We start from the raw sequence: 24,636 nt of genomic DNA, 5'->3' as shown, positions 1-24,636 counted from the left end.
GAAGGTTACCCCATCGCTCACTCTTTAGACTCATGGGCATTGGGGTATTCCGCTTTGCCCCCTACATTTTCAGTTAAAACATGGGGATAGATGATAATGGGTAACGCAATAACAATGGGGATCATATGGCATCTGGTGGGCGCTGCCAGCGCCGCCTGTTTCTATGCCCCCTTTAAGAAAGTGCAACGCTGGTCATGGGAAACTATGTGGGCGATTGGCGGTTTCGTCTCGTGGATAATTTTGCCATGGCTGGTGAGTTATATTCTGCTTCCTGATTTTTGGGCGTACTACGGTTCGTTTAACGCTTCGACTCTGCTGCCGGTCTTCCTTTTCGGCGCAATGTGGGGCATCGGTAATATTAACTACGGCCTGACGATGCGCTATTTGGGTATGTCGATGGGGATCGGCATTGCCATTGGCATCACGCTGATTGTCGGTACGTTAATGACGCCTATTATTGCCGGAAAATTTGATGTGCTTATCGGCACGCCTGGCGGGCGAATGACGCTGCTGGGGGTTTTAGTGGCGCTGATTGGAGTAGCCATTGTGACGCGCGCGGGGCAGCTCAAAGAGCGCCAGATGGGCATTAAAGCCGAAGAGTTCAACCTGAAAAAAGGACTGACGCTGGCGGTGATGTGCGGCATCTTCTCGGCGGGTATGTCTTTTGCGATGGACGCCGCAAAACCGATGCATGAAGCCGCAGCCGCGTTGGGCGTTGACCCGCTGTATGTCGCCTTGCCGAGTTACGTCATCATTATGGGCGGCGGCGCGGTGATCAACCTCGGTTACTGTTTCATTCGTTTGGCAAAATTGCAGAATCTGTCGGTAAAAGCAGACTTCTCGCTGGCAAAACCGCTGATCATCACCAACGTGCTTTTTTCCGCCCTCGCAGGTTTGATGTGGTATCTGCAATTCTTCTTCTATGCCTGGGGGCACGCCAAAATTCCGGCGCAGTATGACTACATGAGCTGGATGCTGCACATGAGTTTCTACGTACTGTGTGGCGGGTTAGTCGGCTTGATTATGAAAGAGTGGAAAGCAGCGGGCACTCGTCCGGTCGGTGTACTGAGCGTGGGTTGTGTCGTGATTATTATCGCGGCAAATATTGTCGGTTTAGGTATGGCGGCATAACTACGCTTCCACCGTATACCGTTGGCGCCACATCCGTGGCGTCATTCCCGTCTCTTTGGTAAACACCACCGAAAAGTAGTTACTGTCTTCAAAGCCGCATCGTGTGGCGATGTCCCCAATCAGCAGCTCGCTGTGGCGCAGCAGATCCTGTGCCTGGCAAATCCTTAACTGGCGTAAATACTGGCTGATGGTCATTCCTGTTTGCTGGCGGAAAAACTGCCGCAACTGGCGCTCAGTTACCTGATGCTGCTGGCAAAACTGCGACAGTTCAAACGGAACATCCAGGCTTTTCCCCAGCGCCGCCATCAGTAAATCAAGCGTTTCGCTGCTGCCTGGCCCGGCGGCATCCTGGGACTGATAACGGTGGCGGCGCAACAGAATACACAGTTGCAGAAACAGGCTTTCGGTCAGGCACAACGACAGCGCATCCTGTTTTACGCTTTCGTGTTCCAGTTGCCCAATAAGTTGACGCGCCTGCGCCATGCCGTGGCTGCTGAGCCGCCAGCGCGGGTCGGTTCCCGCCGCTCTTGCGCTGTGCAGGAGATCGTTCCAGTCAACGTTGAGTTTTAGCCGCTCCGGGCAGTAGATAATATTATGCAGCACCAGACCGTTAACCGATTCGTAGCTATGGCGATCTTCAGCGCGAATGTAAAACAGATCCCCGCAGGTGATGCGGTACGGACGGTCATTCAGAACATGGAGTCCGTTGCCACGCCACACCAGCACCAGCTCGCAGAAATCGTGGGTATGTTCGGCAAACACGTTTTGCGGATAGCGGTCAGCCACCGCCACGGGTTGCGTGGCAGAGGCGAAGAAATCGGCTTTTTTCAGAATTAAATGACCCGCCACCGTGATGCCTCAAAAAGCGAAATTTAAACGGTGGATGGCGCTGCGCTTATCCCCTACAAAACCCGCATCGTAGGTCGGATAAGCGCAGCGCCATCCGACAAACTAACGGGCAAGTATTGGCTTTTTGGGCTAAAAAAACGGTGACTGCCTTCGCGATTACTGAAGTTGCGCGTCGCGACCCTGACGAATTTCACGCGGGGACCAGGAAAATTCACGCTTAAAAAGCGTCGAAAAGTGGTTACTGTCGCCAAAACCGCACTGGAAGGCGATATCCGTCACGCTCTCTTCGCCGTGGCGCAGCAGATGGCGGGCCTTCATCAGGCGTAAACGGTTGAGATAACGCTGCGGCGTCATGCCGGTTTGCTGTTTTAGCTGGCGGTGCAGGGTGCGCAGAGAGAGCGTGAACTGCGAGGCCAACTGTTCCCAGCAAATTTCTTCGGCGAAATGCTCTTCAAGCCAGGCCATCAACTGATTTAAACGGCCTTCTGAGTTTGTCGCCCCTTCCATCATGCTCCCTTTGCGCAGCAGCACCAGCAGTTGCATAAACAGAATTTCGCGGTTCGCCACGGCGTGGGTATCCGCCGCCTCGCCAATCTGCTCAAACTGTTCAATCAGCCCGCGCACCTGTTGCAGCACCGGCTGATTCACACGCCAGTGCGACGGGTAATTGCCGTCCTGCTCCTGGGGCAGCAACTTATCAAGGCCGGATAAAAAACAGAATGCATCCGGGGCGCGGTAAAGAATATTAGTCAGACAGAGGTTTTCAGTGTGTTCGTACAAATGGCGGTCGTGGTCACGCACAAAGCAGACGGAACCGCCGCTTAACGTATAAGGCTGGCCGTTAAAAACATGCGTACCGGTGCCGTGTTCAACAATGACAATTTCATAAAAATCATGGTGATGTTCCGGGAAGGCGGCCTGAGGCAAACGCGGCTCAATAGTCACCGACGCATTGCCTGATGGGAAAAAATCAAAACCATGTAATACCGTCATCATTACCCCCGGAACTTTTTAATTGTTGGCTGATAGTAGGTAACGATTCTCATCTGCACCTTAAATTTTCGACATAAAACCGGTTAAAAACGGTTCGTTTTTTAAGAAACGGCGGGAATTATCAGGAAGTGTGGGAATCGTCACAGGCGGCATTTTCGGGTGATAAACATGAATCTGTGACATGACTCACGTTCACCTTTGCTTCTTTGCCAGCGGCTGTCGGGCGCTGTCAGTGTCGAGAAGGTGGCAGATTGCGTTACTTTTTAGAGTGGGGTCAATTCATTTAGCAAGGACCCCCAAAATGACTCTACGCCACAGTGTTGCGGTAGATCTCGGCGCCTCAAGCGGCCGCGTCATGCTGGCGCGTTTTGAACGCGACACTCGCAGCATTTGCCTGCGTGAAATTCATCGTTTCACTAACTGCTTAAAACAGATTGATGGCACGACCGTGTGGGATGTGGATGCGCTGGAGCATGAGATCCGCACCGGGCTGCAAAAAGCCTGCGATGAAGGTCTGAAAATCGACAGTATTGGCATCGACACCTGGGGCGTTGATTACGTGCTGATTGACCGCGACGGCAATCGCGTCGGGCAGCCTGTCTCCTATCGTGATAGCCGCACCGATGGCGTTATGGACATCGCTTTTACACAGTTAGGGCGTGAAGATATTTACCGCCGTACCGGCATTCAGTTTTTGCCTTTCAACACGCTGTATCAACTTCGCGCCCTGGCAGAACAGCAGCCAGAGCAGCTCTATAAAGTCGAACATGCACTGCTTATCCCGGACTATTTTTGCTACCGCCTGACCGGCGTTCTGAACTGGGAATATACCAACGCCACCACTACGCAACTGGTGAATATCAACAGCGATAGCTGGGATGAAACGCTGCTCGACTGGGCGGGCGTGCCGCGTAAATGGTTCGGTACGCCAACGCACCCGGGCAGTGTTATCGGCCAGTGGATTTGCCGCGAAGGGAACAAAATTCCGGTGGTTAGCGTGGCGACTCACGACACCGCCAGCGCCGTTATCGGTGCGCCGCTTAAAGATAAAGATGCCGCTTATCTCTCCTCGGGCACCTGGTCGCTGATGGGCTTTGAGAGCAAAAAACCGTACGCCAATAGCGCGGCACTGGCTGCCAACATCACCAATGAAGGCGGGGCAGAAGGGCGCTATCGGGTACTGAAAAATATTATGGGCCTGTGGCTTTTGCAGCGCGTCACCAAAGAGCTGGGCATTACGGATCTCGTCGATCTTATCGATCGCACCGAAAAGACCGCCGTCTGCCGCTTTGTTATTAATCCGAACGACGATCGTTTTATTAACCCTGAAAGCATGTGCCGCGAAATTCAGGCGGCATGCCGCGAAAGCAACCAGCCGGTGCCGTTCACGGATAACGAACTGGCGCGCTGTATTTTCGATAGCCTGGCGCTGCTCTATGCCAAAACGCTGCAAGAACTCGCCACCGTTCGTGGCCGCCCGTTTAGCTACCTGCACATTGTGGGCGGCGGTAGCCAGAACGCACTGCTCAACCAACTTTGCGCCGATGCCTGCGGCATTCCGGTGCTTGCCGGGCCCGTTGAAGCCTCAACGCTTGGCAATATCGGCTGCCAGTTAATGGCGCTGGACGAAATCACCGACGTCGATGACTTCCGCAAAATTGTCGCCGCCAGCTACGAACTGAACACTTTTACCCCCAAAACAGAGAGCGAAATTGCCCGTTACCTCGCGCAGTTCCCGCTAAATTTTCAAAAACGTAAGGAGTTTTGCGCATGACCACATCTCTTGAAAAAGCCTGGGAACTGGCAAAACAGCGCTTTGCTGCTGTCGGTGTTGATGTTGAAGCCGCACTGCAACAGCTCGATCGTTTGCCGGTTTCTATGCACTGCTGGCAGGGCGATGATGTTGCCGGGTTCGAAAATCCGGAAGGCACGCTGAGCGGCGGGATTCAGGCGACGGGGAATTATCCGGGAAAAGCGCGTAATGCACATGAATTACGCTCGGATCTGGAACGCGCATTAAGCCTGATCCCTGGCCCAAAACGCCTGAATCTACACGCTATTTATCTGGAATCAGACCAGCCGGTCGCCCGGGATAAAATCAAACCAGAACACTTCAAAAACTGGGTGGAATGGGCGAAAGCCAACAAACTGGGCCTCGATTTCAACCCGTCATGCTTCTCGCACCCGCTAAGCGCCGATGGTTTCACGCTCTCTCACGCCAACGATGAAATCCGCCAGTTCTGGATTGACCATGTTAAAGCCAGCCGCAAAGTGTCTGCTTATTTCGGCGAGCAACTGGGTACACCTTCGGTGATGAACATCTGGATCCCGGATGGCATGAAAGACATCACGGTTGACCGCCTCGCACCGCGCCAGCGTTTGGTGGCGGCTCTCGACGAAGCGATGAGCGAAAAACTCAACCCGCAACATCATATCGACGCGGTTGAAAGCAAGCTGTTCGGCATCGGCGCGGAAAGCTACACCGTGGGTTCCAACGAGTTCTATTTTGGTTACGCCACCAGCCGCCAGACCGCGCTGTGCCTGGATGCGGGCCACTTCCATCCAACCGAAGTGATCTCAGACAAAATCTCCAGCGCCATGCTCTACGTGCCGCGCCTGCTGCTGCACGTCAGCCGTCCGGTTCGTTGGGACAGCGACCATGTGGTGCTGCTTGATGACGAAACCCAGGCCATCGCCAGCGAAATTATCCGCCACGACCTGTTCGACCGCGTACACATCGGCCTGGATTTCTTCGACGCATCTATCAACCGCATTGCCGCGTGGGTTATCGGCACGCGCAACATGAAAAAAGCGCTGCTGCGTGCGTTGCTGGAGCCGACTGAAACGCTGCGTCAGATGGAGCTTGAGGGCGATTACACCGCGCGCCTGGCGTTGCTGGAAGAACAGAAATCGCTGCCGTGGGCTGCGGTCTGGGAGATGTATTGCCAGCGCAATGATACGCCGGTTGATGCCCAGTGGCTGGATGCGGTTCGTCATTATGAAAAAGACGTTTTAAGCCAACGCAGTTAATGAATCAGGCGGTGGATGGCGCTATCGCTTATCCACCCTACGAAGGTTGAGCTGATGAAGGTCGGATAAGCGTAAGCGCCATCCGACCCACCCCTGCCGACAATTAAAGATAAAGGAATCACAACACTATGCAGAACATCCTTAACGCCTGGTTTGTAGAAGGCATGATCAAAGCAACGAGCGATGCCTGGCTGAAAGGCTGGGATGAACGTAACGGCGGCAACATCACAATGCGTCTGGATGAAGCGGATATCGCGCCATTCCAGGCCGATTTCCATGCTTCTCCACGTTACATCGCATTAAGCCAGCCGATGCCTGATCTGGCGAACACGCCGTTTATCGTCACCGGTTCCGGGAAATTCTTCCGCAACGTACAACTCGATCCGGCAGCAAATATTGGCGTGGTGAAAGTGGACAACCGCGGTACGGGCTACCACATTTTGTGGGGGCTTGAGAACGAAGCGGTGCCGACCTCTGAGCTTGCGTCACACTTCCAGTCACATAGCGTTCGCATCAAAACGACGGGCGGGAAAGATCGCGTGATTATGCACTGCCACGCCACCAACCTGATCGCCTTGACCTACGTGCTGGAAAACGACACCGACGTTATCACCCGCAAACTGTGGGAAGGCAGCACCGAATGCCTGGTGGTGTTCCCGGACGGCGTGGGCATTCTGCCGTGGATGGTGCCGGGTACCGACGAAATTGGCAACGCAACGGCGGGTGAGATGGCAAAACACTCGCTGGTGCTGTGGCCGTTCCACGGGGTATTCGGTAGCGGCCCAACGCTTGATGAAGCATTTGGTCTAATCGATACCGCCGAGAAGTCAGCCGAAGTGCTGGTAAAAGTCATTTCGATGGGGGGCATGAAGCAAACCATCAGTCGTGACGAGCTTATCGCCCTCGGTAAACGTTTTGGCGTGACCCCATTAGCAAGCGCATTGGAGCTGTAAATCTGTAACGGTGGACGCTTTTGATACAAACACCGGGCAATAGTAGGTCGGATAAGCGAAGCGTCATCCGACAAGCTCGACATAATAAAAAAAACCTGCAAACCCTACATCCTCCCCAAAATAGTTCGAGTTGTGGGAAGGCGGCAAGCGCATGAGTCCCCGGGAGCATAGATAGCTATGTGACTGGGGTGAAGGCGAGCAGCCAACGCACCAACAACTTGAAATATGGCGGGGATACATCGGAGTACAAGCAATGAAAACTAAAGCAATATTAGGTTGTACGCTTACCGTTGTCGCACTGGCGCTGTCCAGCTCTGCCTTTGCTGAAGTGAAAATTGCCCTGGTGGCAAAGTCACTCGGCAATGGGTTCTTTGAAGCCGCAAACGTGGGGGCGCAAGAGGCCGCCAAAGAGTTGGGGGATGTGAAGGTCATTTATACCGGCCCCACCACCACAACCGCCGAAGCGCAAATTGAAGTTCTCAACGGCTTGATCGCCCAAGGTGTTGATGCCATCGCTATTTCTGCCAATGACCCTGACGCGCTGGTTCCGGTGCTGAAAAAGGCCATGCAGCGCGGGATTAAAGTTGTTTCCTGGGATTCAGGCGTGGCGAAAGAAGGCCGCCAGATCCATCTCAATCCTTCCAATAACGCGTTAATTGGCGAAACCAACGTCAAGCTCGCCGCAGATGCGTTAAAAGCGATGAACGTAGAAAAAGGTGATGTGGCGATTCTTAGCGCGACACCAACCTCCACAAACCAGAACATCTGGATTGAGGAGATGAAAAAGGTGCTGCCTAAGTACCCGTCCATCAATCTGGTGACCGTCGCTTATGGCGATGATCTTTCTGATAAAAGCTACCGCGAAACCGTGGGCCTGCTGAAGTCCTATCCCGATTTAAAAGTGATCGTTTCGCCTTCGTCCGTCGGGATTGTTGCGGCGGCGCAGGCGGTAAAAGATCAGGGCAAAATCGGCAAAGTTTATGTGACTGGCCTGGGCCTGCCGTCTGAAATGGCGGGCGCGGTGAAATCCGGTGCCTCGAAAAGTTTCGCCATCTGGAACCCGATTGATCTGGGCTACGCCGCCACTTACCTGGCTGACGATTTAGTGAAAGGAAGTGCCACAAAAACCGAAGCCAGCATGGGCAAACTGGGTAAAGTAAAACTGGATGCGGACGGCAGCGGCGCGATGGCTGAGCCGTTTGTTTATGATGCCAGTAACATCGATAAATTCTCCAAAATATTCTGACTGGGTATTGGCGGGTGACGCTTTGCTTACCCGCCCTACAAAGGCCAAACGTAGGGTGGATAAGCGTTCGCGCCATCCACCATTTTGGATGGGGAACTTATCATGACAGACTCAACACCATTGCTCTCCCTGAAGGGGATCACCAAAGTGTTCCCCGGCGTTCGCGCCCTTGAAAATGTTCATCTCGATTTGTGGCCGGGGAAAGTCACGGCGCTAATCGGTGAAAACGGCGCGGGAAAATCCACGCTGGTCAAAGTGATGACCGGGATTTATCAGCCGGAAGAGGGCGAGCTGCTCTATAAAGCGATACCGATAACGCTGCCCAATCCGGAAGCGGCGCACAAAGTCGGCATCACGGCGATTCACCAGGAAACGGTGCTGTTCGATGAATTGACGGTGACCGAAAACATTTTTGTCGGCCACTATTTGTATCGCGGCCTCTTCAAAAAGCTCGACTGGCCTGCGATGCACCAAAAAGCGCAGGAAATCCTCACCCGCCTTGAAGTGCCAATTAATCCACGCGCCACGCTCAAAACACTCAGTATTGCCCAGCGCCATATGGTGGCGATTGCGCGAGCGCTGTCGTTTGAAGCGCAAGTCGTGATTCTCGACGAACCGACCGCCGCACTTTCTCAGCATGAAATCGTTGAGTTTTATCAGATCGTTGAACGGCTCAAAGCTGAGGGAAAAGCGATTCTGTTTATCTCCCACAAATTTGACGAGATTTTTGCCATTGCCGATCACTACACCATTCTGCGCGACGGGGTGTACATCAGCTCCGGGCAAATCAATGAAATAACCGAAGAGCGAATGGTCACCATGATGGTTGGGCGCGAAATCACTCACGCCTTCCCGAAAGTGAACTGCGAGCCAGGCGACGTGGTGCTGGAGGTAAAAGATCTCTGCCATCCGACCGAGTTCGCCCATATCAATTTCCAACTGCGTAAAGGAGAAATCCTCGGATTTTATGGCCTGGTGGGGGCCGGGCGCACCGAGCTTATGCAGGCGCTTTCCGGCGTTTCTCACCCAAGCCACGGTGAAATTCGTTTAAACGGCAAAATCATGCAGTTCCGCCAGCCAGCCGATGCCATCAAAGCCGGGATTGTCTGCGTGCCGGAAGAGCGCCAGAAGCAGGGCGCGATTATCGAATTGCCGATTTACCAGAACATCAGCCTGCCGCAGTTAAGCCGTCTTAACCCGCGCGGGGTGTTAAACGAGGCGCGGGAATGGGCGCTTGCCGACGAATATGCCAAACGCTTGCAGGTGAAGGCTTTTAGCTGGAAACAGCCGGTTGAAACGCTTTCGGGCGGCAATCAACAAAAAGTCGTCATCGGTAAATGGCTGGCAACGCAGCCGACGGTGATCATTCTCGATGAGCCGACCAAAGGCATTGATATCGGCTCGAAAGCGGCGGTGCATCAGTTTATGTCTGAGCTGGTCGGGCAGGGGCTGGCGGTGATTATGGTGTCGTCAGAATTGCCGGAAGTGATGGGCATGGCTGACCGTATTATCGTGATGCACGAAGGATTGATGGTTGCCGAATACCAGGCCGGTGAAGCGACGGCAGAAACGATTGTCAGCGCCGCCAGCGGCTCGCGAGAGGAGGCAGCATAATGTGGCAAACCCTGCTCAAACACCGTGAATTTCTTCTGGCCGGGGTCATCGTATTGATGGCGCTCGGCATTGGCAGCCGGGTACCGTCGTTTCTCGCGCCGGGCAATCTGGTGGAGATGTTCAACGACACCTCGATTCTGATCATTCTCGCCCTCGGCCAGATGATGGTGCTGCTCACCAAAGGCATTGATTTGTCGATGGCGGCGAACCTGGCGCTGACCGGCATGATTGTCGCGCTCCTTAACTTCCACTACCCACAAATTCCGGTCCTGGCGCTGCTGGTATTGGCAACGGTACTCGGCCTGGTGATGGGCATGATTAACGGTTTGCTGGTCTGGAAACTCGGCATTCCGGCGATCGTCGTCACGCTCGGCACCATGAGCATTTATCGCGGCATTATTTTCCTGCTCTCAAACGGCGGCTGGATTAACGCCCATCAAATGAGTAGCGATTTCCTCGGGCTGCCGCGTGCGGTGGTTTTAGGCATGCCGCTATTAAGCTGGTGTGCGGTGGCGGCACTTTTACTGGTCGGCTATTTCTTGCGTTACAGCCGCACCGGACGGGCGATGTACACCGCGGGCGGCAACGCGACGGCGGCGTATTACACTGGCATCAACGCGGGAAAAATGCAGTTCATCAGCTTCAGTCTTTCCGGCGCGCTGGCGGGGTTCTGCGGTTATCTGTGGATTTCTCGTTTTGCTGTGGCGTATGTCGACGTTGCCAATGGTTTCGAGCTGCAAATTGTCGCTGCCTGTGTGATCGGCGGCATCAGCACGATGGGCGGCATCGGTCGCGTGCTTGGCTGCTTGTTTGGCGCGCTGTTCCTTGGCGTGATCAACAATGCGCTGCCGGTGATTGGCGTTTCGCCGTTCTGGCAAATGGCGATTTCCGGGGCGGTCATTGTGGTGGCGGTGTTCCTGAACGAACGCGGCAATAAACGCAAAGGGCGGCTGATTTTGCGCGATGTTGCGCTCTCCCGACAAAAGGAGGTCGTGGGCCATGAATAAAACGCTGATTTCTGACTCCACGCCGCCGCCGGTCGCACCGGTTCCGTTATTCCGCCGTTTACTCTGCTGGGAGTCGTTCTTACTGGCGGTGACGCTGGCGGTATTTGTGGTTAACGCCCTGGCATCCCCCTATTTCCTGAACATCTGGAACTTGTCGGACGCCACATTCAACTTCACCGAGAAAGCGATCATCGTGCTGCCGATGGCGATGCTGATTATCGCCCGTGAAATCGACCTGTCCGTGGCGTCCACTATTGCACTGAGTTCGACGGTGATGGGCTTTTGTGCTCAGGCGGGTGTCGATACGCCGGGATTAGTGTGCATCGGCTTGGGCGTCGGGCTGCTTTGCGGCTTGTTCAACGGCCTGTTGGTGACTCGCTTTAACCTCTCTTCGATTGTGATCACCATCGGCACCATGAGCTTGTACCGGGGCATTACTTACATTCTGCTGGGCGATCAGGCGCTTAATCATTACCCGGAGAGTTTCGCGTGGTTCGGGCAGGGTTACGTCTGGGGCGCACTGTCGTTTGAATTTGCGCTGTTTATCGTGCTCGGGGCGCTGTTTGCTTTCCTGCTGCATAAAACCAACTTTGGCCGCCGGACATACGCCATCGGCAATAACCCGACCGGTGCCTGGTACTCCGGCATCAACGTGAAACGCCATAACCTGCTGCTGTTTGTGCTGGTGGGCGTGATGGCGGGGCTTGCGTCGGTGCTGTTGACCTCGCGGCTTGGCAGTACGCGACCGACCATCGCAATGGGTTGGGAGCTGAGCGTGGTGACTATGGCGGTGCTGGGCGGCGTCAATATTCTGGGCGGCTCCGGCAGCATGGCGGGCGTAATTATCGCCGCGTTCCTGATGGGGCTCGTCACGTTCGGCCTGAGTCTCTTGAATGTGCCGGGCATCGTGATGTCGATTATTGTCGGCGCGATGCTAATTACCGTGATTTCTCTACCGATTATTACCCGCCGCATTATGCAACGGACACGGCGTTAAAGCTCCCTCCCCTGGAAAGGGGAGGGTTGGGGTGGGGTCCGCCGCAGCCCAAGACAAAGAATTCGCAACATTAATATTAAGGAGAATAGCAATGAGCTTTATGTTGGCCTTACCAAAAATCAGCCTTCACGGCGCGGGTGCCATCGGCGATATGGTGAATTTAATTGCCGCTAAACCCTGGGGAAAAGCGTTAATTATCACCGACGGGCATCTGGTGAAAATGGGTCTGCTTGATAGCCTCTTTACCGCGCTTGATGAGCACGAGCTTTCTTACGAACTGTTCGACGAAGTGTTCCCGAACCCGACGGAAGAGCTGGTGCAAAAAGGTTTCGCGGCATACCAGGCGGCGGGCTGTGATTACCTGATTGCGTTTGGCGGTGGGAGCCCAATTGATACCGCCAAAGCGGTGAAAATCCTGACGGCAAACCCAGGCCCATCAACCGCTTATTCCGGCGTGGGCAAAGTCACTCATCCGGGCGTTCCGCTGGTGGCGATCAACACTACCGCAGGCACCGCGGCGGAGATGACGAGCAACGCGGTGATCACCGATTCCGTGCGCCATGTGAAAGAGGTGATTATCGACACCAATCTGATCCCGGACATTGCCGTCGATGACGCGAGCGTGATGCTGGATATTCCAGCCAGTGTGACGGCGGCAACCGGCATGGACGCGCTGACGCACGCCATCGAAGCCTATGTTTCTGTTGCCGCGCACCCGCTGACCGACGCCAACGCACTGGAGTCTATTCGCCTGATTAGTGAGTGGTTACCGAAAGCCGTCGATAACGGGCATAACCTTGAAGCGCGCGAAATGATGGCTTACGGGCAATACCTCGCGGGCATGGCGTTCAACAGCGCCGGACTTGGCCTGGTGCATGCTCTGGCACACCAACCGGGCGCGACGCACAACCTGCCGCACGGCGTGTGTAATGCGATTTTGCTGCCGATCATTGAAGCCTTTAACCGCCCAAAAGCTGTTTCACGTTTTGCGAAAGTTGCCGCAGCGATGGGGGTTGATACGCAGGAAATGGACGAAGAAGAGGCCAGCTTTGAGGCTATTCTTGCTATTCGTGAACTTTCCGCTCGCGTGGGGATCCCATCCGGCTTTAGCGAACTCGGCATCAATACGGCGGATATCGAAGGCTGGCTGGATAAAGCCCTTGCTGACCCTTGTGCGCCGTGTAACCCGCGCGTGGCCTCTCGGGATGAAGTGCGCGAGCTTTATCTGGAGGCGCTATGATCCGCAAAGCCTTTGTCATGCAGGTAAATCCCGATGCTCATGAAGAATATCAGCGCCGCCATACGCCAATTTGGCCAGAGCTGGAGGCGGTACTTAAACAGCACGGTGCTCATCACTACGCTATTTATCTTGATGCTCAACGCAACCTACTTTTTGCCACGGTAGAGATTGAGTCCGAAGCCCGCTGGAACGCCGTTGCCCAAACGGAAGTGTGCCAGCGCTGGTGGAAGCACATGAGCGAAATTATGCCAAGCAATGCCGATAACAGCCCGGTCAGTGCCGAGTTAAAAGAAGTGTTTTATTTAGCGTAAATCAGCAAGTGTCATGGGGTGACAACAACCGGATAATATGGCTAAGAACGCCATCCAGATTGTTGATCACCTCATTATTAGCAATGCGCAAAACGCGGATATTCCGGGACTGCATAAAAGCATCGCGCTGTTTGTCATATTCCCACGCTTCGGGACGGTAGTGGCTATCACCATCCAGCTCTATAACCAGCGAAAACTCTGCACAGTAAAAATCGACAATATAGTGGCCGATTCCGTGCTGACGGCGGAATTTAGTACCCAATTGTTGGCAGCAGAGTCGGGTCCAAAGAATACGTTCGGGATGCATGAGATTTTTGCGGAGTTCACGACGCTGTAGTGTGTGGGCGGATAAATTGAAAAGGCTATTTTTGTGGGTGTAGCGTTTTGGCCTGACCCCCTCCCGGCCTCCCCCTTGCCAGGGGGAGGAGTTAATTGCTCCCTCCCCTGGTAAGGGGAGGGCTGGGGTGGGGTCACTATCTTGGGTTGAGTCATTACAAGTCATATAATCCCTGCCGCTTCCGCATCTCATTCTATAAAAAACAAAACGATACTGCGCTAAACACCCATCAACAAACCTCAAAGCCACAACCTTCGGTATTGCTCGCAAACAACGAACTTAAACGCCTCCTCGCGCTTATTTTTAATATCCACATTTTTTATGTGACAAACCTCCCTTGTTGCCTGAAGGGGTTGTGATATTTTCTTTTTCAATCTGGCATATGCCAGTTAATCGCAAAAAAAAGGAAAATGTATGAAGCCCTTAAAAATAGTCACGCTCGGCGGCGGGTCTGGCTACACCCCAGAACTGATCGACGGATTTATTAAGAGGCACGCCGAACTCCCGGTCAGCGAATACTGGCTGGTGGATATTGAAACCGGCCGTGAAAAGCTGGAGATCGTCGGGCAACTCGCCCAGCGCATGGTAAAAAAAGCGGGCATCCCGATGACGGTGCATCTCACCACCGACCGCAAACAGGCGCTTAAAGATGCCGATTTTGTCACCACGCAAATCCGCGTGGGGCAGTTAGCCGCCCGTATTCAGGATGAAAAAATCCCCCTGCATTATGGCGTGTTGGGCCAGGAAACTACCGGCCCCGGCGGATTCATGAAGGCGCAGCGCACGATTCCTGTACTACTGGAAATCTGCAAAGAGATGGAGACGCTTTGCCCGGATGCCTGGCTGATTAATTTCACCAATCCGGCGGGGATTGTTACGCAAGCGATAGAAAAGCACAGCAAGATTAAATCGCTCGGCATCTGTAGCGGTGCCAACAGCATGATGATGGATATTGCCAAAGCCTACGGCGTGGGCCGCGAGGCGATTGATGCCCGAATTATGGGGCTGAATCATTTGATTTTCGCCGATCGAATAACGTTGCACGGCACGGATATTTCCGCTGATTTTATTGAGAAATTAGCGCTGGGCGTCAGCGATAACAAACTAAAAAACATCCCCGATATTGGTCTGCCCGCCGAATTTATCCGCGCACTGAATTTTTACCCGCTCTCCTATTTAAAGTACTTCTACCTGAACCAGGAAATGGTGCAGCACGAACTTGAAGCGTTACGCAATGGCGGCACGCGCGGCGAACGCTCGCTCCAGATTGAAAAATCCCTTTTTGAGATCTATCGCAACCCTGAGCTTTGTGAAAAACCACCGGAATTATCCAGCCGCGGTGGCGCTTATTATTCCGATACCGCCTGCTCCATTATCAGCGCGCTCTACAACAATAAAAAAGAAGTCCATGTGGTTAACACTGCCAATCGCGGAGCCACGCCAGATTTACCCGATGATGCAGTGATTGAGACTAATGCGGTGATTGATAAGCAGGGCGCGCGTCCGCTGGCATATGGGCGTTTACCCGCGCGTATTCGCGGTCTGATTCAGAGCGTGAAAGCCTTTGAAGAACTAACCATTGAAGCCGCCATGACCGGCAATACCCAAACCGCGCTGTTGGCGTTGGCTGCTCATCCGTTGGTGCCCTCAGTTGCGGTAGCAGAAAATATCCTCAGGGATTATTTAGCCGCCAATCGTGATTTCTTACCGCAATACGCACTTTCCACGGATGAATAAATGCAGTTTTTAAAAGGGATATTCCATGCAAAATTTTCTGGAAAACAGACTTATTCCCGTCTTAATGAAGATCGGCAATAACGTTATTTTGGTTGCGGTTCGCAACGGCATTGCCTTTACGTTGCCGTTTATTATTGCCGGAAGCTTATTCCTGATTGTGGCTAATTTACCGATTCCTGGCTGGAGTGAGTTTCTGGGCGATTATGCTAATAAACTCAGTGTGCCCGTGCAGGCCACTTTCGGGATTATCGGTTTAGTCGCCGCAATTGGTATCAGCTATAACCTGGCAAAGCAGTATCAGCTCGATGGGTTAAGCTGTTGCTGTATTACGGTTTCGGTTTTCGTTCTGGCGCAGCTTGATAGCCAGTATAAAATTAACGTCGATAACTTTGGTGCCGCCGGGCTGTTCTCGGCCATTATCTTGTCGATATTTACGGTTTATACGGTGCGGTTTTTTATCACCCATAAAATCTATATCCGTATGCCGGAAGGCGTTCCTCCCGCCGTGCTGCAATCTTTTATCAGCCTGGTGCCCGCGGTAGTTTGTTTGACGTTAGTCTGGTTTGTGCGCGTGATTTTGGATTTTGATCTCAACGCCTTCTTTACTCTGCTGCTCAGCCCGCTGGTTCACGGTTTAGATACCCTGCCGGGTATGTTAATTCTGGTCGCGCTTATTTCGTTGTTATGGAGCTGCGGCATTCATGGCACCAACGTGCTTTCCGGGATCACCAGCCCCATCTTTTTGAAATTCATCGCGGAAAACACTCAGGCGTATCTTAACGGGCAGCCCGTTCCGCATATTACTGCCGAAGGATTTTATAACTTCTTTATTTGTACCGGCGGGTCAGGAGCCACTATGGGATTAGTGCTGGCTATGCTGCTGTCCAAAAGCCGTTACTATAAATCCATTGGCCGCGTCTCTTTTGGCCCGTCTATTTTTTGCATCAATGAGCCGGTTATTTTTGGTGTTCCGATGGTGCTCAACCCAATAATGATGTTCCCGCTGATCGTTGCTCCCATGGTGATTTGCACCTGCTCATATTTATTAATGGACTTCGGTATTATAGGTAGGCCGGTATTCCAGATCCCCTGGACAATGCCGCCTATTCTGAATGCGTATTTCGCCACCGGCGGGAATATTTCTGCGGCAATCTGGTCAGGCTGCATGATTGTTATCTCGACGCTTATTTACTATCCCTTCTTCAGAATAATGGAGGTTAAACAGTTGGCAACCGAGGCGCAGGAGGCAGGAGAGGTGGCGGAAGTGGTACACTAACCCACTGCTGAACACGTCTGGAAAGGGAACCTAATGGCTGCGCGATATATCGAAATTAAGAACAGTATTCGGGAAGATATCCTCAGCCATCGCTACCAGGTGGGCGAGAAAATCCCCTCGGAAAGAGAGCTTGCCGCGCAATATGGCGTTACGCGGGTGACGCTGCAAAAGGCGATGAATGTTCTTGAACAAGAGGGGCTTATTGAGCGCATTCATGGCAAAGGCATGTTTGTCGCGAACGTCATTGAAGACAATGTGTTTATGCTCAACAACGGCACCGGGGATTCCATCCTCGGGTTTTCTCGTGAATTTGGTCAGCAGGCAAAAATCACCAGCCAGTTAATTACGCACGATCTAATCAAGGCTCCGCAGAAGATAGCGGGGCAACTGGAAATGCAGCCAACGCACCGCGTTCATTTTATCCGCCGGGTGCGTCTTATCGATGACATTCCGGTGCTGGTTGAGGACTCGTGGATTAACAGCGATGTAATCGCCAACATTCCCGCTGCGGTGCTTGAGCAGGGGTCGTTGTACCAGTACATCGAAGAAGTCACGGGCAAGAAAATTAAGTTTTATAACTCGGTTATTGAAGGTGATTTATTCAGTGAAGAGCTTGCGGCTTTGCTGTCGATTTCCGCAGGGTTACCGATGCTAAAAGTTTCCGGTGTCACCAAACTCGAAGATGGCAAAGCGTTCAACTTTTCCTGCAGCTACAACCGCGCGGACATGTTCAAAATCAAAAATAGCTGGGTGGGGAAATGATGCCCACCGTTTGTCACCTAATTCCCAACCTGAACCGCTGAACAAAGTATCCGGTTCGCCATATTATCCAGACGGGCAGTTGGTTCAAATTAGAGGTCCTTTTTCTGTTGACTGGCGATGGATTTGCCTCGCGCCTTCGGTTTGAACTTGTAAGTAATCCTTACAGGTTGAACTTTGTTCAAGCTCTCCTTCGTCATAAACCGCGCGGATATGTCGGGTGGCGGCCTGCGCCTTACCCGACCTACAAAAGCTTTAAACCCTTTACATCGTTATTGCCGTTCGTACAAAGCGCGGCGCGCGTAGCTCATCGGCAAAATAGTTGGTGAGCTCAAACAGCAGCCCGGTCAGCGCTTGTTCTTCCGTGGCGGAAAAACGGTGGTTATTGAGGATATTTGCCAGCGTCAGGCAGTAATGGCAAAGCGCTTCGGGTTCGGGTTCGAAAGCCGGTGCCGCCGGAATATCATCCACGGTGAAGCTTTCAATCAGATGCTCTGGAATAGGGTCGTTAAGCGTTATGAACAGCAGTTCCAGGCACTCCGCAAGGCGATAACAAAGTACGCGTTTTTCCCCCGGTTTTGCGCTTTCAATCAGCGAGTCGGCGAAGCGTTCGCAATAATCCGCCAGCACGGTGAAATCGGTGTCGACGCTGAAAGTCAGCGTAAGCGGAGAGGGTTCTTGAGCATGAGTTTGGGTTGGGGTAGTAGCCATTTGGCAGCCTCCAGTAAGTGAGATTTTCTCACCACCAGAGAGGCTAATCTCATGGGTGGTGAGCTGAACGAGGTTAGCCTTACCGGCCTTACTGGACACCGGCGCATCTTTCGATGCCCCCGCTCAGCCCACCATTGAGGGTGCAGCAAAGCATGCGACACAAAAAAGACGCTGGCGCGTCATGTGTCACCAGTAAGATATTGGCAAGAGGCTAATCCCGGCACCTGATTTTGCAGGTGCGGCGCAACAATACTGCGATTGATTATTGCCAGCAAGAGGTTTTAATTCTGAAAAGCACAGCCTGCGGCATGGCTCGCAAACACCAAAATCAGACGCCTTCCAGCGCCTTATGAATCACCTCGGAAAGCTCCTTCACATCGAACTTCGCGACATAGCCGTTAGCGCCCACTTTGCGCACGTGGTCTTCATTTGCACTGCCCGATAAAGACGAGTGAATCACCACCGGAATCTGCTTTAGCGTCATATCCGTTTTAATATTTCGCGTCAGGGTAAATCCGTCCATCTCCGGCATTTCGATGTCGGTTAACACCATGCCAATGCGGTCGGTAATCGGCTGCCCGGCGGCTTTGGCTTCGGCGGCGATAACCTTGATTTTCTCCCATGCTTCCAGCCCGGTGGAGTGCATCATCACTGGGATGCCCATGCCTTTCAGGCCTTGCTCCAGCATCAGGCGGGCGACCTTTGAGTCTTCTGCCACAATCGCCACGGCACCGGGTTTCAGGGGATACGTTTTCTCTTCAAGCGCGGCGACGTCCACGTTGCGCCCGGAGGGGATGATGTCATAAAGGATTTGTTCTACGTCGAGCACCAGCGCTAATTCACCCTTGTATTCGTCGCTATCGAGCGAAGCAATGCTGGTGATATTGCGGCTGCTTACGCCGGACTCCGCCGCGTGCACCTGGCTCCAGTCGAGGCGAATAATGTTCTCCACCGACTCCACTGCAAAAGCCTGCGTGCTGCGGGCGTATTCGGTGATTAACAATAGATTCAGGCCGGTTTGTGGCGCACAACCGGTAACGGCAGCGAGGTCGATAACCGGGATAAACTGGTCACGAATATTTGCCATTCCCAACAGCGGGGACATCATTCCCGCCGCGCGATTGATCTTCGGCATGGGGACAATTTCACGCAGCTTAAAGACGTTGATGCCGTACAGCTCAGATTTGTCGCCGTGCTGGCCTTTGCCTAAACGAAACAGGAGCAGTTCAAATTTATTGGATAACGCCAGGTTTGCCCTTTCATCAATATCTTTTTGAAAATTGTCCATTTTGACCTCAAGTGATTACCCGCCGCTGCTTTGCCTGGGCGCCTGTAGAGGTTATCGGCAGAGTGAACAATTTCATTGATTTTAAAAATACCCTCTCAGCCAGAGAGGGCATTTTCGTTAGTTTCCAAGCGCTTTCCCCAGCCACGCAATCAGAGCCTCACTGTCTATGGTTTTTCCCTGCTCGACGGTATAAACCGGCCCAAGCGCCATAGGTTGTGCGTTATCTGCAAGCCTCGTTAATTCCGGCAGATACTCTTCCCCCGGATGACCGTTACGCCGCACATCAAGCCGTTGCGCGTAACGCTCTGCCGCAAGGTTTCCTGGAATATGATTCCATACTTCTAAAACGCGGGTGACACCGGCCTGGCCCAGATAACGCTCCAGAACGTCTTTTGGCTGGAAGCCAAACCACGCGTCGATAAGAAACACGCATTGCGTGGGGCTGTCGCCAACAATCGACCAGATTACCTCGTAGGCGGCGCAGCCGAGGCGGCGGTTAAACGGTCGGTCAATTTCTTCGAACTGCGCCATAAACGGCTCTTTGATGCCGTCGATAGTCAGAACGGGGAGGGCAAAATGTTCTGATAATAAACGGGCGACGGTGCTTTTACCTGAGGCTGGAACGCCGTTGACCAGCACCACCGTTTTGCCCGGTGTTCGCGAAATCTGGCTCATAAGATTGCGATCACCTCTTCCCTGGCTTTTGCCCGACGCAATTTTGCCATCACGTCGTCATCGCCGAGTAAATTCACAATGGCGCGAATGCCCTCTTCGATATGCCCGTTGCTGTCGCGGGCGGCAAACATAATGACAATATCGGCCTTATCACTGTCGGCAAAGGCAATCGGCTCATCGAGTAAAACCAGGCTGAAACAATTTTTGATAACGCCGCATTCCGGGCGGGCGTGGGGCATGGCGACGCCCTCTTCAAAAACGTAATACGCGCCATGCTCCAGAGTGTTATTAATGACCGCCTGGTGATAGGAGGGTAGGATATAGCCATTATCAACCAGCGGTTTAGCCGCAAGTTGAATCACCTTTTTCCAGTCCGTTTCGCGCACGCCGACCTGTATTGCCTGCGCTTCAATTAATAACTCTTTAATAGCCATAATGGCTCCTTAAATCGTCTTGCGAATAATATTTCGCAACTCATCAATTTTCACAAATAAAGCATCAATATGCTGACGGTGGGTTTTACTCTTCGCGAAAACTTGTAACGCCTGGTTATAGCGCAACATTAATGCCTTCTGCCTTTCGCCATTATTGGGTTGTTCTGTTAATGCCTTTTCCAGTTCGGTTAATTCAGCTTCAAGCTGTGCAGCCTGAATATCATATTGTGACGTATCTGAATTATCTTTTTGAAAAAGTTTTTTTAAAGATCCAAACATAGCTAGCTCCCGCCCAATGATTGCCACGCAACCAGGGTTACAATGAAGAGTAAAGGATAGCGCCTGAATTATTTAAATAATGCGATCTTCTCGATTAATACCGCAGCGACGGCATCATTTGCCGGGATCAGAAATTTACGTACGCTGTCGTTCACTTTGCCTTTCTCAAATGTCTCTTTGCAGTGGCCGACCCATTGCACGTTCATTTCGGTGCCGACGTTCACTTTATCGATACCACCGGCAACGGCGCGGCGCATATCTTCATCGCTCACACCTGTGCCGCCGTGCAGAACCAGCGGGGTTTTGGTCACTTCGCTGATCTCTGCCAGGCGTTGGTGCTGAATTTGCGCTTTGCCAGTGTACAGGCCATGCACCGTCCCGACGGATACCGCCAGCATATCGACGCCGGTTTCATCCACAAAGCGTTTGGCATCTTCCGTGGTGGTAAAGCAAATATCCTCCATGGCGACCGCTTTGCCATCTTCTGAACCACCGATAGCGCCTAATTCCGCTTCCACCGAAATGTGACGCGGGCGAGCGATATCAATGACCTTGCGGGTATTAGCGATATTTTCTGCCATATCCAGATGTGAGCCGTCATACATGACCGAACTAAATCCAGCGTCGATTGCCGTTTTAATCGATTCAATATCTGAGCAGTGATCCAGATGCAAACATGTTGGTATTTGCTCGCTTTCAGATAATGAACGAATGGAATCAACCAATAAACGATAACCTAAATATTCTGCCGTACCGGTCGAGATTTGAATCATTAATGGGCTGTTGGTGGCTTTGGCGGCTTTAAAATAAGCGGGCAGCATTTCAAGACAGTGCAAATTAAAGGAGCCCACTGCTTTAAAATTACGATCTTTTGCCACCTGCAATAAATTAGGGAAGTTATACAGACTCATGTGCTTTTTCCTCTTGAGGTTTGGTTGATTTGCCATTCACGAACCAGGCGATAAGCGCCACGAACAGGATGAAACAGCCGACAAACGTCCAGTTATTCTGGAAGACATGCCCCAAAATCAGGCCGCTACTGATGACATCGGAATCGCTGAAGGTCACACCGGTAAAGCCGTAGCTTTCCAGCATCGGAACTAATATGGCGGGCAGGAAGGTGATAAACAGACCGTGAACCACGCCGCCGATAACCGCGCCGCGTCTACCGCCCATCGCGTTACCAAAAATCCCTGCGGTGCCACCGGCAAAGAAGTTCGTTAATAAACCAGGCAGAATCATGGCGAGGCCAAACATTGGGAAGACAATCATGCCGATGATGGAACCCGCGGTGGTGGCAAGGAAGCCGACAATCACTGCGTTGGGGGCGTAAGGGAACAGCACCGGGCAATCCAGAGCGGGTTTGGCGTCAGGCACAATGCGCATGGCGATGCCGCGGAATGCAGGCACCAGTTCGTTAAGCAGCAAACGTACGCCGCTGTAGAGTACAAATACTCCGGCAACAAACTGAATCGACTGCATAAAAGCAAACATCAGGTAGTTAACGCCGTTGGAGTATTTGCCGATGTATTCCGGGCCAGCCGCCAGGGCAGGTATCAAATACATCGGGATCATGACGACGGCCATCGACAAATAAGTGTCTTGCAGGAATTTAAAGTTATCCGGCAAAACCAGGTCTTCGGTGGATTTCGACCCTTTGCCAACGACCTTCGCCACCGCCGCCTGCACCAGATAACCGATGGTGCAGAAGTGCCCCAGGGCTACGTCGTCAGACCCGGTAATGCGGCGCACGACAGGTTGGGCAAGCGCGGGCATCAGCACCGCCATAATTCCACCGAAAATCCCACCGGTAAGAATGAGCGGCAGCCCGGTCAGACCGGCTTTGTAGCCGATAACCGCGCCAATGGTCGCCATCCACAGTAGGGCTTGCCCGGTCAGGAAGATGTACTTAAACGGCGTGATGCGGGCAATAATAATGTTGACGATAAATATCACCATCAGCGTGAGCGCCACTTCGGAACCCAATTCGCGGTTTGCCAGCCCCGCAATCGCCGCCACATCGGTGATGTAGCCTTTCATGCCAAAGCCGTGGGTGAAAATATCGTTCAGGAAAGTCAGGGTATCCACAATAATGTTGATGCCCGCCATCATGATTAAAAAGCCGAGGAGCGTTTTAAACGTGCCTTCCGCCACTTTGCCTTTCGATTTTTTTTGCAGCAAAAGACCGATCATGGCAATAAAGGCAATCAATATTGATGCCTGTCCTAGCAGGTCTTTAACAATAAAGTTAATGATGCTATTCATGGTTTATACCTTCACATTGCGAGCTTTTAAAAAGGCGACAATCTTCTGTTCGATTTCGTCTTTATCAGTGAGCTTATGCAGCACGATGACGCGTCTAATTTCTTCTTCGCTTGCATCCGCCGTTAAAATATCGGCGAAGGTTTTTTGGGTTAAAATAATGTCAGATTTAAAAGCCCCCGCTTCTGAAACGGTGGTATGGTCAATTTCAGCGTCAATTTCTAATTTTTTAAGCACCGCTTTTGCTGTCATTTCGATGGCAAAACTGGAACCTAAACCGCAGCCACATACACAAAGAATTTTAAGCATTGAAAATCTCCTCAAATAATATTGAGCTGCTTCGCTAATTTATAATGATGCCCTTCGGTGTCGACGAGGCGTTTTTGCATACTGATTAAATCTATAGGGATCGGTTTGTTACTCGAATTAATAATAATGGCTTTATTTCTCATACCTGACTGAATACAACGTACGACTTCTCCTGCCATAATAGTGCCTTGATAAATTTCCTCGCAGGTGGGGTCACCGTTACGCAGACTGTAACCCATTATCGACTTACGAATACGTACGCCAATTTTTGGTTCAAGCTGTTTAATCATGGTGTCAATGGCCCCCTGAAAACCGGGGGAATACTCTTTGGTGTAACCTTCGGAGCAGAGAATCACCACGCTATTTTGTGTTTCAAGCCGGGCGCTAATCTTTTGCGCCAGCTCATTTAAATCATGCTGGCATTCGGGAATCAGCGCGAAATCTGCATTACTTTTGATGGCGGATTGCAGTGTTAATTCCCCGCAGTAGCCGCCCAACAGTTCCACCATAAAAACGCGGCCTGGTAACGCGCGGCCTGTATTGCGTAATTTGGCGACTTCTTTAATCACCTGTTCGCAGGCGGTTGAAAAACCGATGGTGTAATCACTGCCGTAAACGTCATTGTCGATGGTCATTCCGACGCCAAAACAATTCACGCCATATTCGCTAAGGTGATGTAGGAACTGCAATGAGCCATCGCCCCCCGCCATAATAAGCACATCAATATGTAAGGTCTTTAACTGCTTTGCGATGCTTTCATATTCGGCACCTTTTAATTTTCGGCTGGTTCTGCCGGAGGAGATAATCGGAATGGAGGCAACGGAAAAATCCACTAAATCGCGTACGGAAATAGCCTGATGTTTATTCTGCAATAAACCTGGAATACCGCTGTTAAACAAAACGATCTCTGCCTGGGCCAGACGGGATATTTGAAAAACGAAGTTATTTATTCCCGTGACATCACCGCCGCTAATTACCATGCCGATTCTCATGACGCTTGCCTCGCTAATTTCGTTGCAGACATTTTTCCCTTTAAACAAGCCTCTAATTTGCAACGAATGTCACAAAAACGGTATTCACGCGGCGAGGGTGATGGTTGACAAAGGGTTTTAATGGGCTGTTTTTGTGATGTTAATCACAATTAACTGCAGCTTAAATTTTGAATCGCAGTGGTGAAAATATTCTATATTTCAATGGA

The 24,636-nt window shown here is 52.1% G+C and carries 24 protein-coding genes and 2 pseudogenes; 13 read left to right on the top strand and 13 right to left on the bottom strand.

Annotated elements, in window-relative coordinates; all coding sequences use genetic code 11:
* The first annotated feature begins 96 nt into the window (after positions 1 to 96).
* Positions 97 to 1,131 (top strand): L-rhamnose/proton symporter RhaT, encoded by a 1,035-nt coding sequence (rhaT, locus tag AB1E22_RS08345; RefSeq protein WP_367594909.1) that lies wholly within the window; start codon positions 97 to 99, stop codon positions 1,129 to 1,131.
* On the opposite strand, the gene rhaR is transcribed toward rhaT, so the two are convergent.
* The gene (gene rhaR / locus AB1E22_RS08340; protein WP_367594908.1) at positions 1,132 to 1,980 is read right to left on the bottom strand and encodes an HTH-type transcriptional activator RhaR; all 849 of its coding nucleotides are present in this window, start codon (positions 1,978 to 1,980) and stop codon (positions 1,132 to 1,134) included. It abuts the gene before it with no gap.
* Between the two features lie 156 nt (positions 1,981 to 2,136).
* A complete protein-coding gene (gene rhaS, locus AB1E22_RS08335) occupies positions 2,137 to 2,973 on the bottom strand; it encodes an HTH-type transcriptional activator RhaS (RefSeq protein ID WP_367594907.1) in 837 nt (278 codons plus the stop codon).
* A 301-nt stretch (positions 2,974 to 3,274) separates the two neighbouring features.
* Here rhaS (AB1E22_RS08335) and rhaB point away from each other — a divergent pair, with 301 nt between their 5' ends.
* From rhaB to rhaM, 9 genes are all read left to right on the top strand, one after another.
* Positions 3,275 to 4,747, top strand: a complete 1,473-nt coding sequence (gene rhaB, locus AB1E22_RS08330; RefSeq protein ID WP_367594906.1) for a rhamnulokinase — start codon at positions 3,275 to 3,277, stop codon at positions 4,745 to 4,747.
* Positions 4,744 to 6,003, top strand: a complete 1,260-nt coding sequence (locus AB1E22_RS08325; RefSeq protein WP_367594905.1) for an L-rhamnose isomerase — start codon at positions 4,744 to 4,746, stop codon at positions 6,001 to 6,003. Before rhaB ends, AB1E22_RS08325 begins: the two co-directional genes overlap by 4 nt.
* A 128-nt stretch (positions 6,004 to 6,131) precedes the next feature.
* Positions 6,132 to 6,956, top strand: a complete 825-nt coding sequence (gene rhaD, locus AB1E22_RS08320; protein ID WP_367594904.1) for a rhamnulose-1-phosphate aldolase — start codon at positions 6,132 to 6,134, stop codon at positions 6,954 to 6,956.
* A 253-nt stretch (positions 6,957 to 7,209) separates the two neighbouring features.
* Positions 7,210 to 8,202 carry a rhamnose ABC transporter substrate-binding protein gene (gene rhaS / locus AB1E22_RS08315; RefSeq protein ID WP_367594903.1) on the top strand — a complete coding sequence of 331 codons (993 nt, stop codon included), beginning with the start codon at positions 7,210 to 7,212 and terminating at the stop codon, positions 8,200 to 8,202.
* Positions 8,203 to 8,304: 102 nt separating this feature from the next.
* Positions 8,305 to 9,816 (top strand): sugar ABC transporter ATP-binding protein, encoded by a 1,512-nt coding sequence (locus tag AB1E22_RS08310; RefSeq protein ID WP_367594902.1) that lies wholly within the window; start codon positions 8,305 to 8,307, stop codon positions 9,814 to 9,816.
* The gene (locus AB1E22_RS08305) at positions 9,816 to 10,823 is read left to right on the top strand and encodes an ABC transporter permease (protein ID WP_367594901.1); all 1,008 of its coding nucleotides are present in this window, start codon (positions 9,816 to 9,818) and stop codon (positions 10,821 to 10,823) included. The genes AB1E22_RS08310 and AB1E22_RS08305 overlap by 1 nt, the downstream gene beginning before the upstream one ends.
* On the top strand, positions 10,816 to 11,820 hold the full coding sequence (locus AB1E22_RS08300) for an ABC transporter permease (protein ID WP_367594900.1): 1,005 nt from the start codon (positions 10,816 to 10,818) through the stop codon (positions 11,818 to 11,820). Before AB1E22_RS08305 ends, AB1E22_RS08300 begins: the two co-directional genes overlap by 8 nt.
* A gap of 91 nt (positions 11,821 to 11,911) precedes the next feature.
* Positions 11,912 to 13,060: a lactaldehyde reductase gene (fucO, locus tag AB1E22_RS08295; protein WP_367594899.1), complete on the top strand. Its 1,149-nt coding sequence runs from the start codon at positions 11,912 to 11,914 to the stop codon at positions 13,058 to 13,060.
* Entirely contained in the window at positions 13,057 to 13,371 is a 315-nt protein-coding gene (gene rhaM / locus AB1E22_RS08290) for an L-rhamnose mutarotase (RefSeq protein ID WP_367594898.1), read from the top strand. The genes fucO and rhaM overlap by 4 nt, the downstream gene beginning before the upstream one ends.
* A gap of 1 nt (position 13,372) precedes the next feature.
* On the opposite strand, the gene AB1E22_RS08285 is transcribed toward rhaM, so the two are convergent.
* Positions 13,373 to 13,678, bottom strand: coding sequence for an endonuclease domain-containing protein (locus AB1E22_RS08285; protein ID WP_367594897.1), 306 nt, complete (start codon positions 13,676 to 13,678; stop codon positions 13,373 to 13,375).
* A 444-nt stretch (positions 13,679 to 14,122) separates the two neighbouring features.
* On the opposite strand from AB1E22_RS08285, the gene AB1E22_RS08280 reads away from it, so the two are divergent.
* From AB1E22_RS08280 to AB1E22_RS08270, 3 genes are read left to right on the top strand one after another with little or no spacing between them, the layout of a single operon-like run.
* Complete coding sequence (locus AB1E22_RS08280) at positions 14,123 to 15,445, top strand: 6-phospho-beta-glucosidase (protein ID WP_367594896.1); 1,323 nt, start codon at positions 14,123 to 14,125, stop codon at positions 15,443 to 15,445.
* Between the two features lie 25 nt (positions 15,446 to 15,470).
* Positions 15,471 to 16,721, top strand: coding sequence for a PTS sugar transporter subunit IIC (locus AB1E22_RS08275; protein ID WP_367594895.1), 1,251 nt, complete (start codon positions 15,471 to 15,473; stop codon positions 16,719 to 16,721).
* 33 nt (positions 16,722 to 16,754) lie between these two features.
* Positions 16,755 to 17,483 carry a GntR family transcriptional regulator gene (locus AB1E22_RS08270; protein WP_367594894.1) on the top strand — a complete coding sequence of 243 codons (729 nt, stop codon included), beginning with the start codon at positions 16,755 to 16,757 and terminating at the stop codon, positions 17,481 to 17,483.
* Positions 17,484 to 17,597: 114 nt separating this feature from the next.
* On the opposite strand, the pseudogene AB1E22_RS08265 reads toward AB1E22_RS08270, so the two are convergent.
* From AB1E22_RS08265 to AB1E22_RS08220, 10 genes and pseudogenes are all read right to left on the bottom strand, one after another.
* Positions 17,598 to 17,711, bottom strand: a pseudogene (locus AB1E22_RS08265) (hypothetical protein); the annotation flags it as partial.
* A gap of 33 nt (positions 17,712 to 17,744) precedes the next feature.
* Positions 17,745 to 18,302 (bottom strand): annotated as a pseudogene (locus AB1E22_RS08260) (hypothetical protein); the annotation flags it as partial.
* Positions 18,303 to 18,519: 217 nt separating this feature from the next.
* A complete protein-coding gene (locus AB1E22_RS08255; protein WP_367594893.1) occupies positions 18,520 to 19,479 on the bottom strand; it encodes a chemotaxis protein in 960 nt (319 codons plus the stop codon).
* Positions 19,480 to 19,596: 117 nt separating this feature from the next.
* Entirely contained in the window at positions 19,597 to 20,154 is a 558-nt protein-coding gene (locus tag AB1E22_RS08250; protein WP_367594892.1) for an AAA family ATPase, read from the bottom strand.
* Positions 20,151 to 20,588, bottom strand: a complete 438-nt coding sequence (locus AB1E22_RS08245; RefSeq protein WP_367594891.1) for a PTS sugar transporter subunit IIA — start codon at positions 20,586 to 20,588, stop codon at positions 20,151 to 20,153. The genes AB1E22_RS08250 and AB1E22_RS08245 overlap by 4 nt, the downstream gene beginning before the upstream one ends.
* Positions 20,589 to 20,597: 9 nt before the next feature.
* Positions 20,598 to 20,867, bottom strand: a complete 270-nt coding sequence (locus tag AB1E22_RS08240) for a hypothetical protein (protein ID WP_367594890.1) — start codon at positions 20,865 to 20,867, stop codon at positions 20,598 to 20,600.
* 68 nt (positions 20,868 to 20,935) lie between these two features.
* On the bottom strand, positions 20,936 to 21,778 hold the full coding sequence (locus tag AB1E22_RS08235) for a class II fructose-bisphosphate aldolase (protein WP_367594889.1): 843 nt from the start codon (positions 21,776 to 21,778) through the stop codon (positions 20,936 to 20,938).
* Entirely contained in the window at positions 21,765 to 23,132 is a 1,368-nt protein-coding gene (locus AB1E22_RS08230; RefSeq protein ID WP_367594888.1) for a PTS sugar transporter subunit IIC, read from the bottom strand. Before AB1E22_RS08230 ends, AB1E22_RS08235 begins: the two co-directional genes overlap by 14 nt.
* Before the next feature lie 3 nt (positions 23,133 to 23,135).
* Complete coding sequence (locus tag AB1E22_RS08225; RefSeq protein WP_367594887.1) at positions 23,136 to 23,438, bottom strand: PTS sugar transporter subunit IIB; 303 nt, start codon at positions 23,436 to 23,438, stop codon at positions 23,136 to 23,138.
* Positions 23,439 to 23,449: 11 nt separating this feature from the next.
* Entirely contained in the window at positions 23,450 to 24,430 is a 981-nt protein-coding gene (locus AB1E22_RS08220; RefSeq protein WP_367594886.1) for a 6-phosphofructokinase, read from the bottom strand.
* Between the last annotated feature and the right edge of the window lie 206 nt (positions 24,431 to 24,636).

Source organism: Buttiauxella gaviniae, assembly GCF_040786275.1.
Lineage (GTDB): Bacteria > Pseudomonadota > Gammaproteobacteria > Enterobacterales > Enterobacteriaceae > Buttiauxella > Buttiauxella gaviniae_A.
This window is presented reverse-complemented; position numbering and strand designations above follow the sequence as displayed.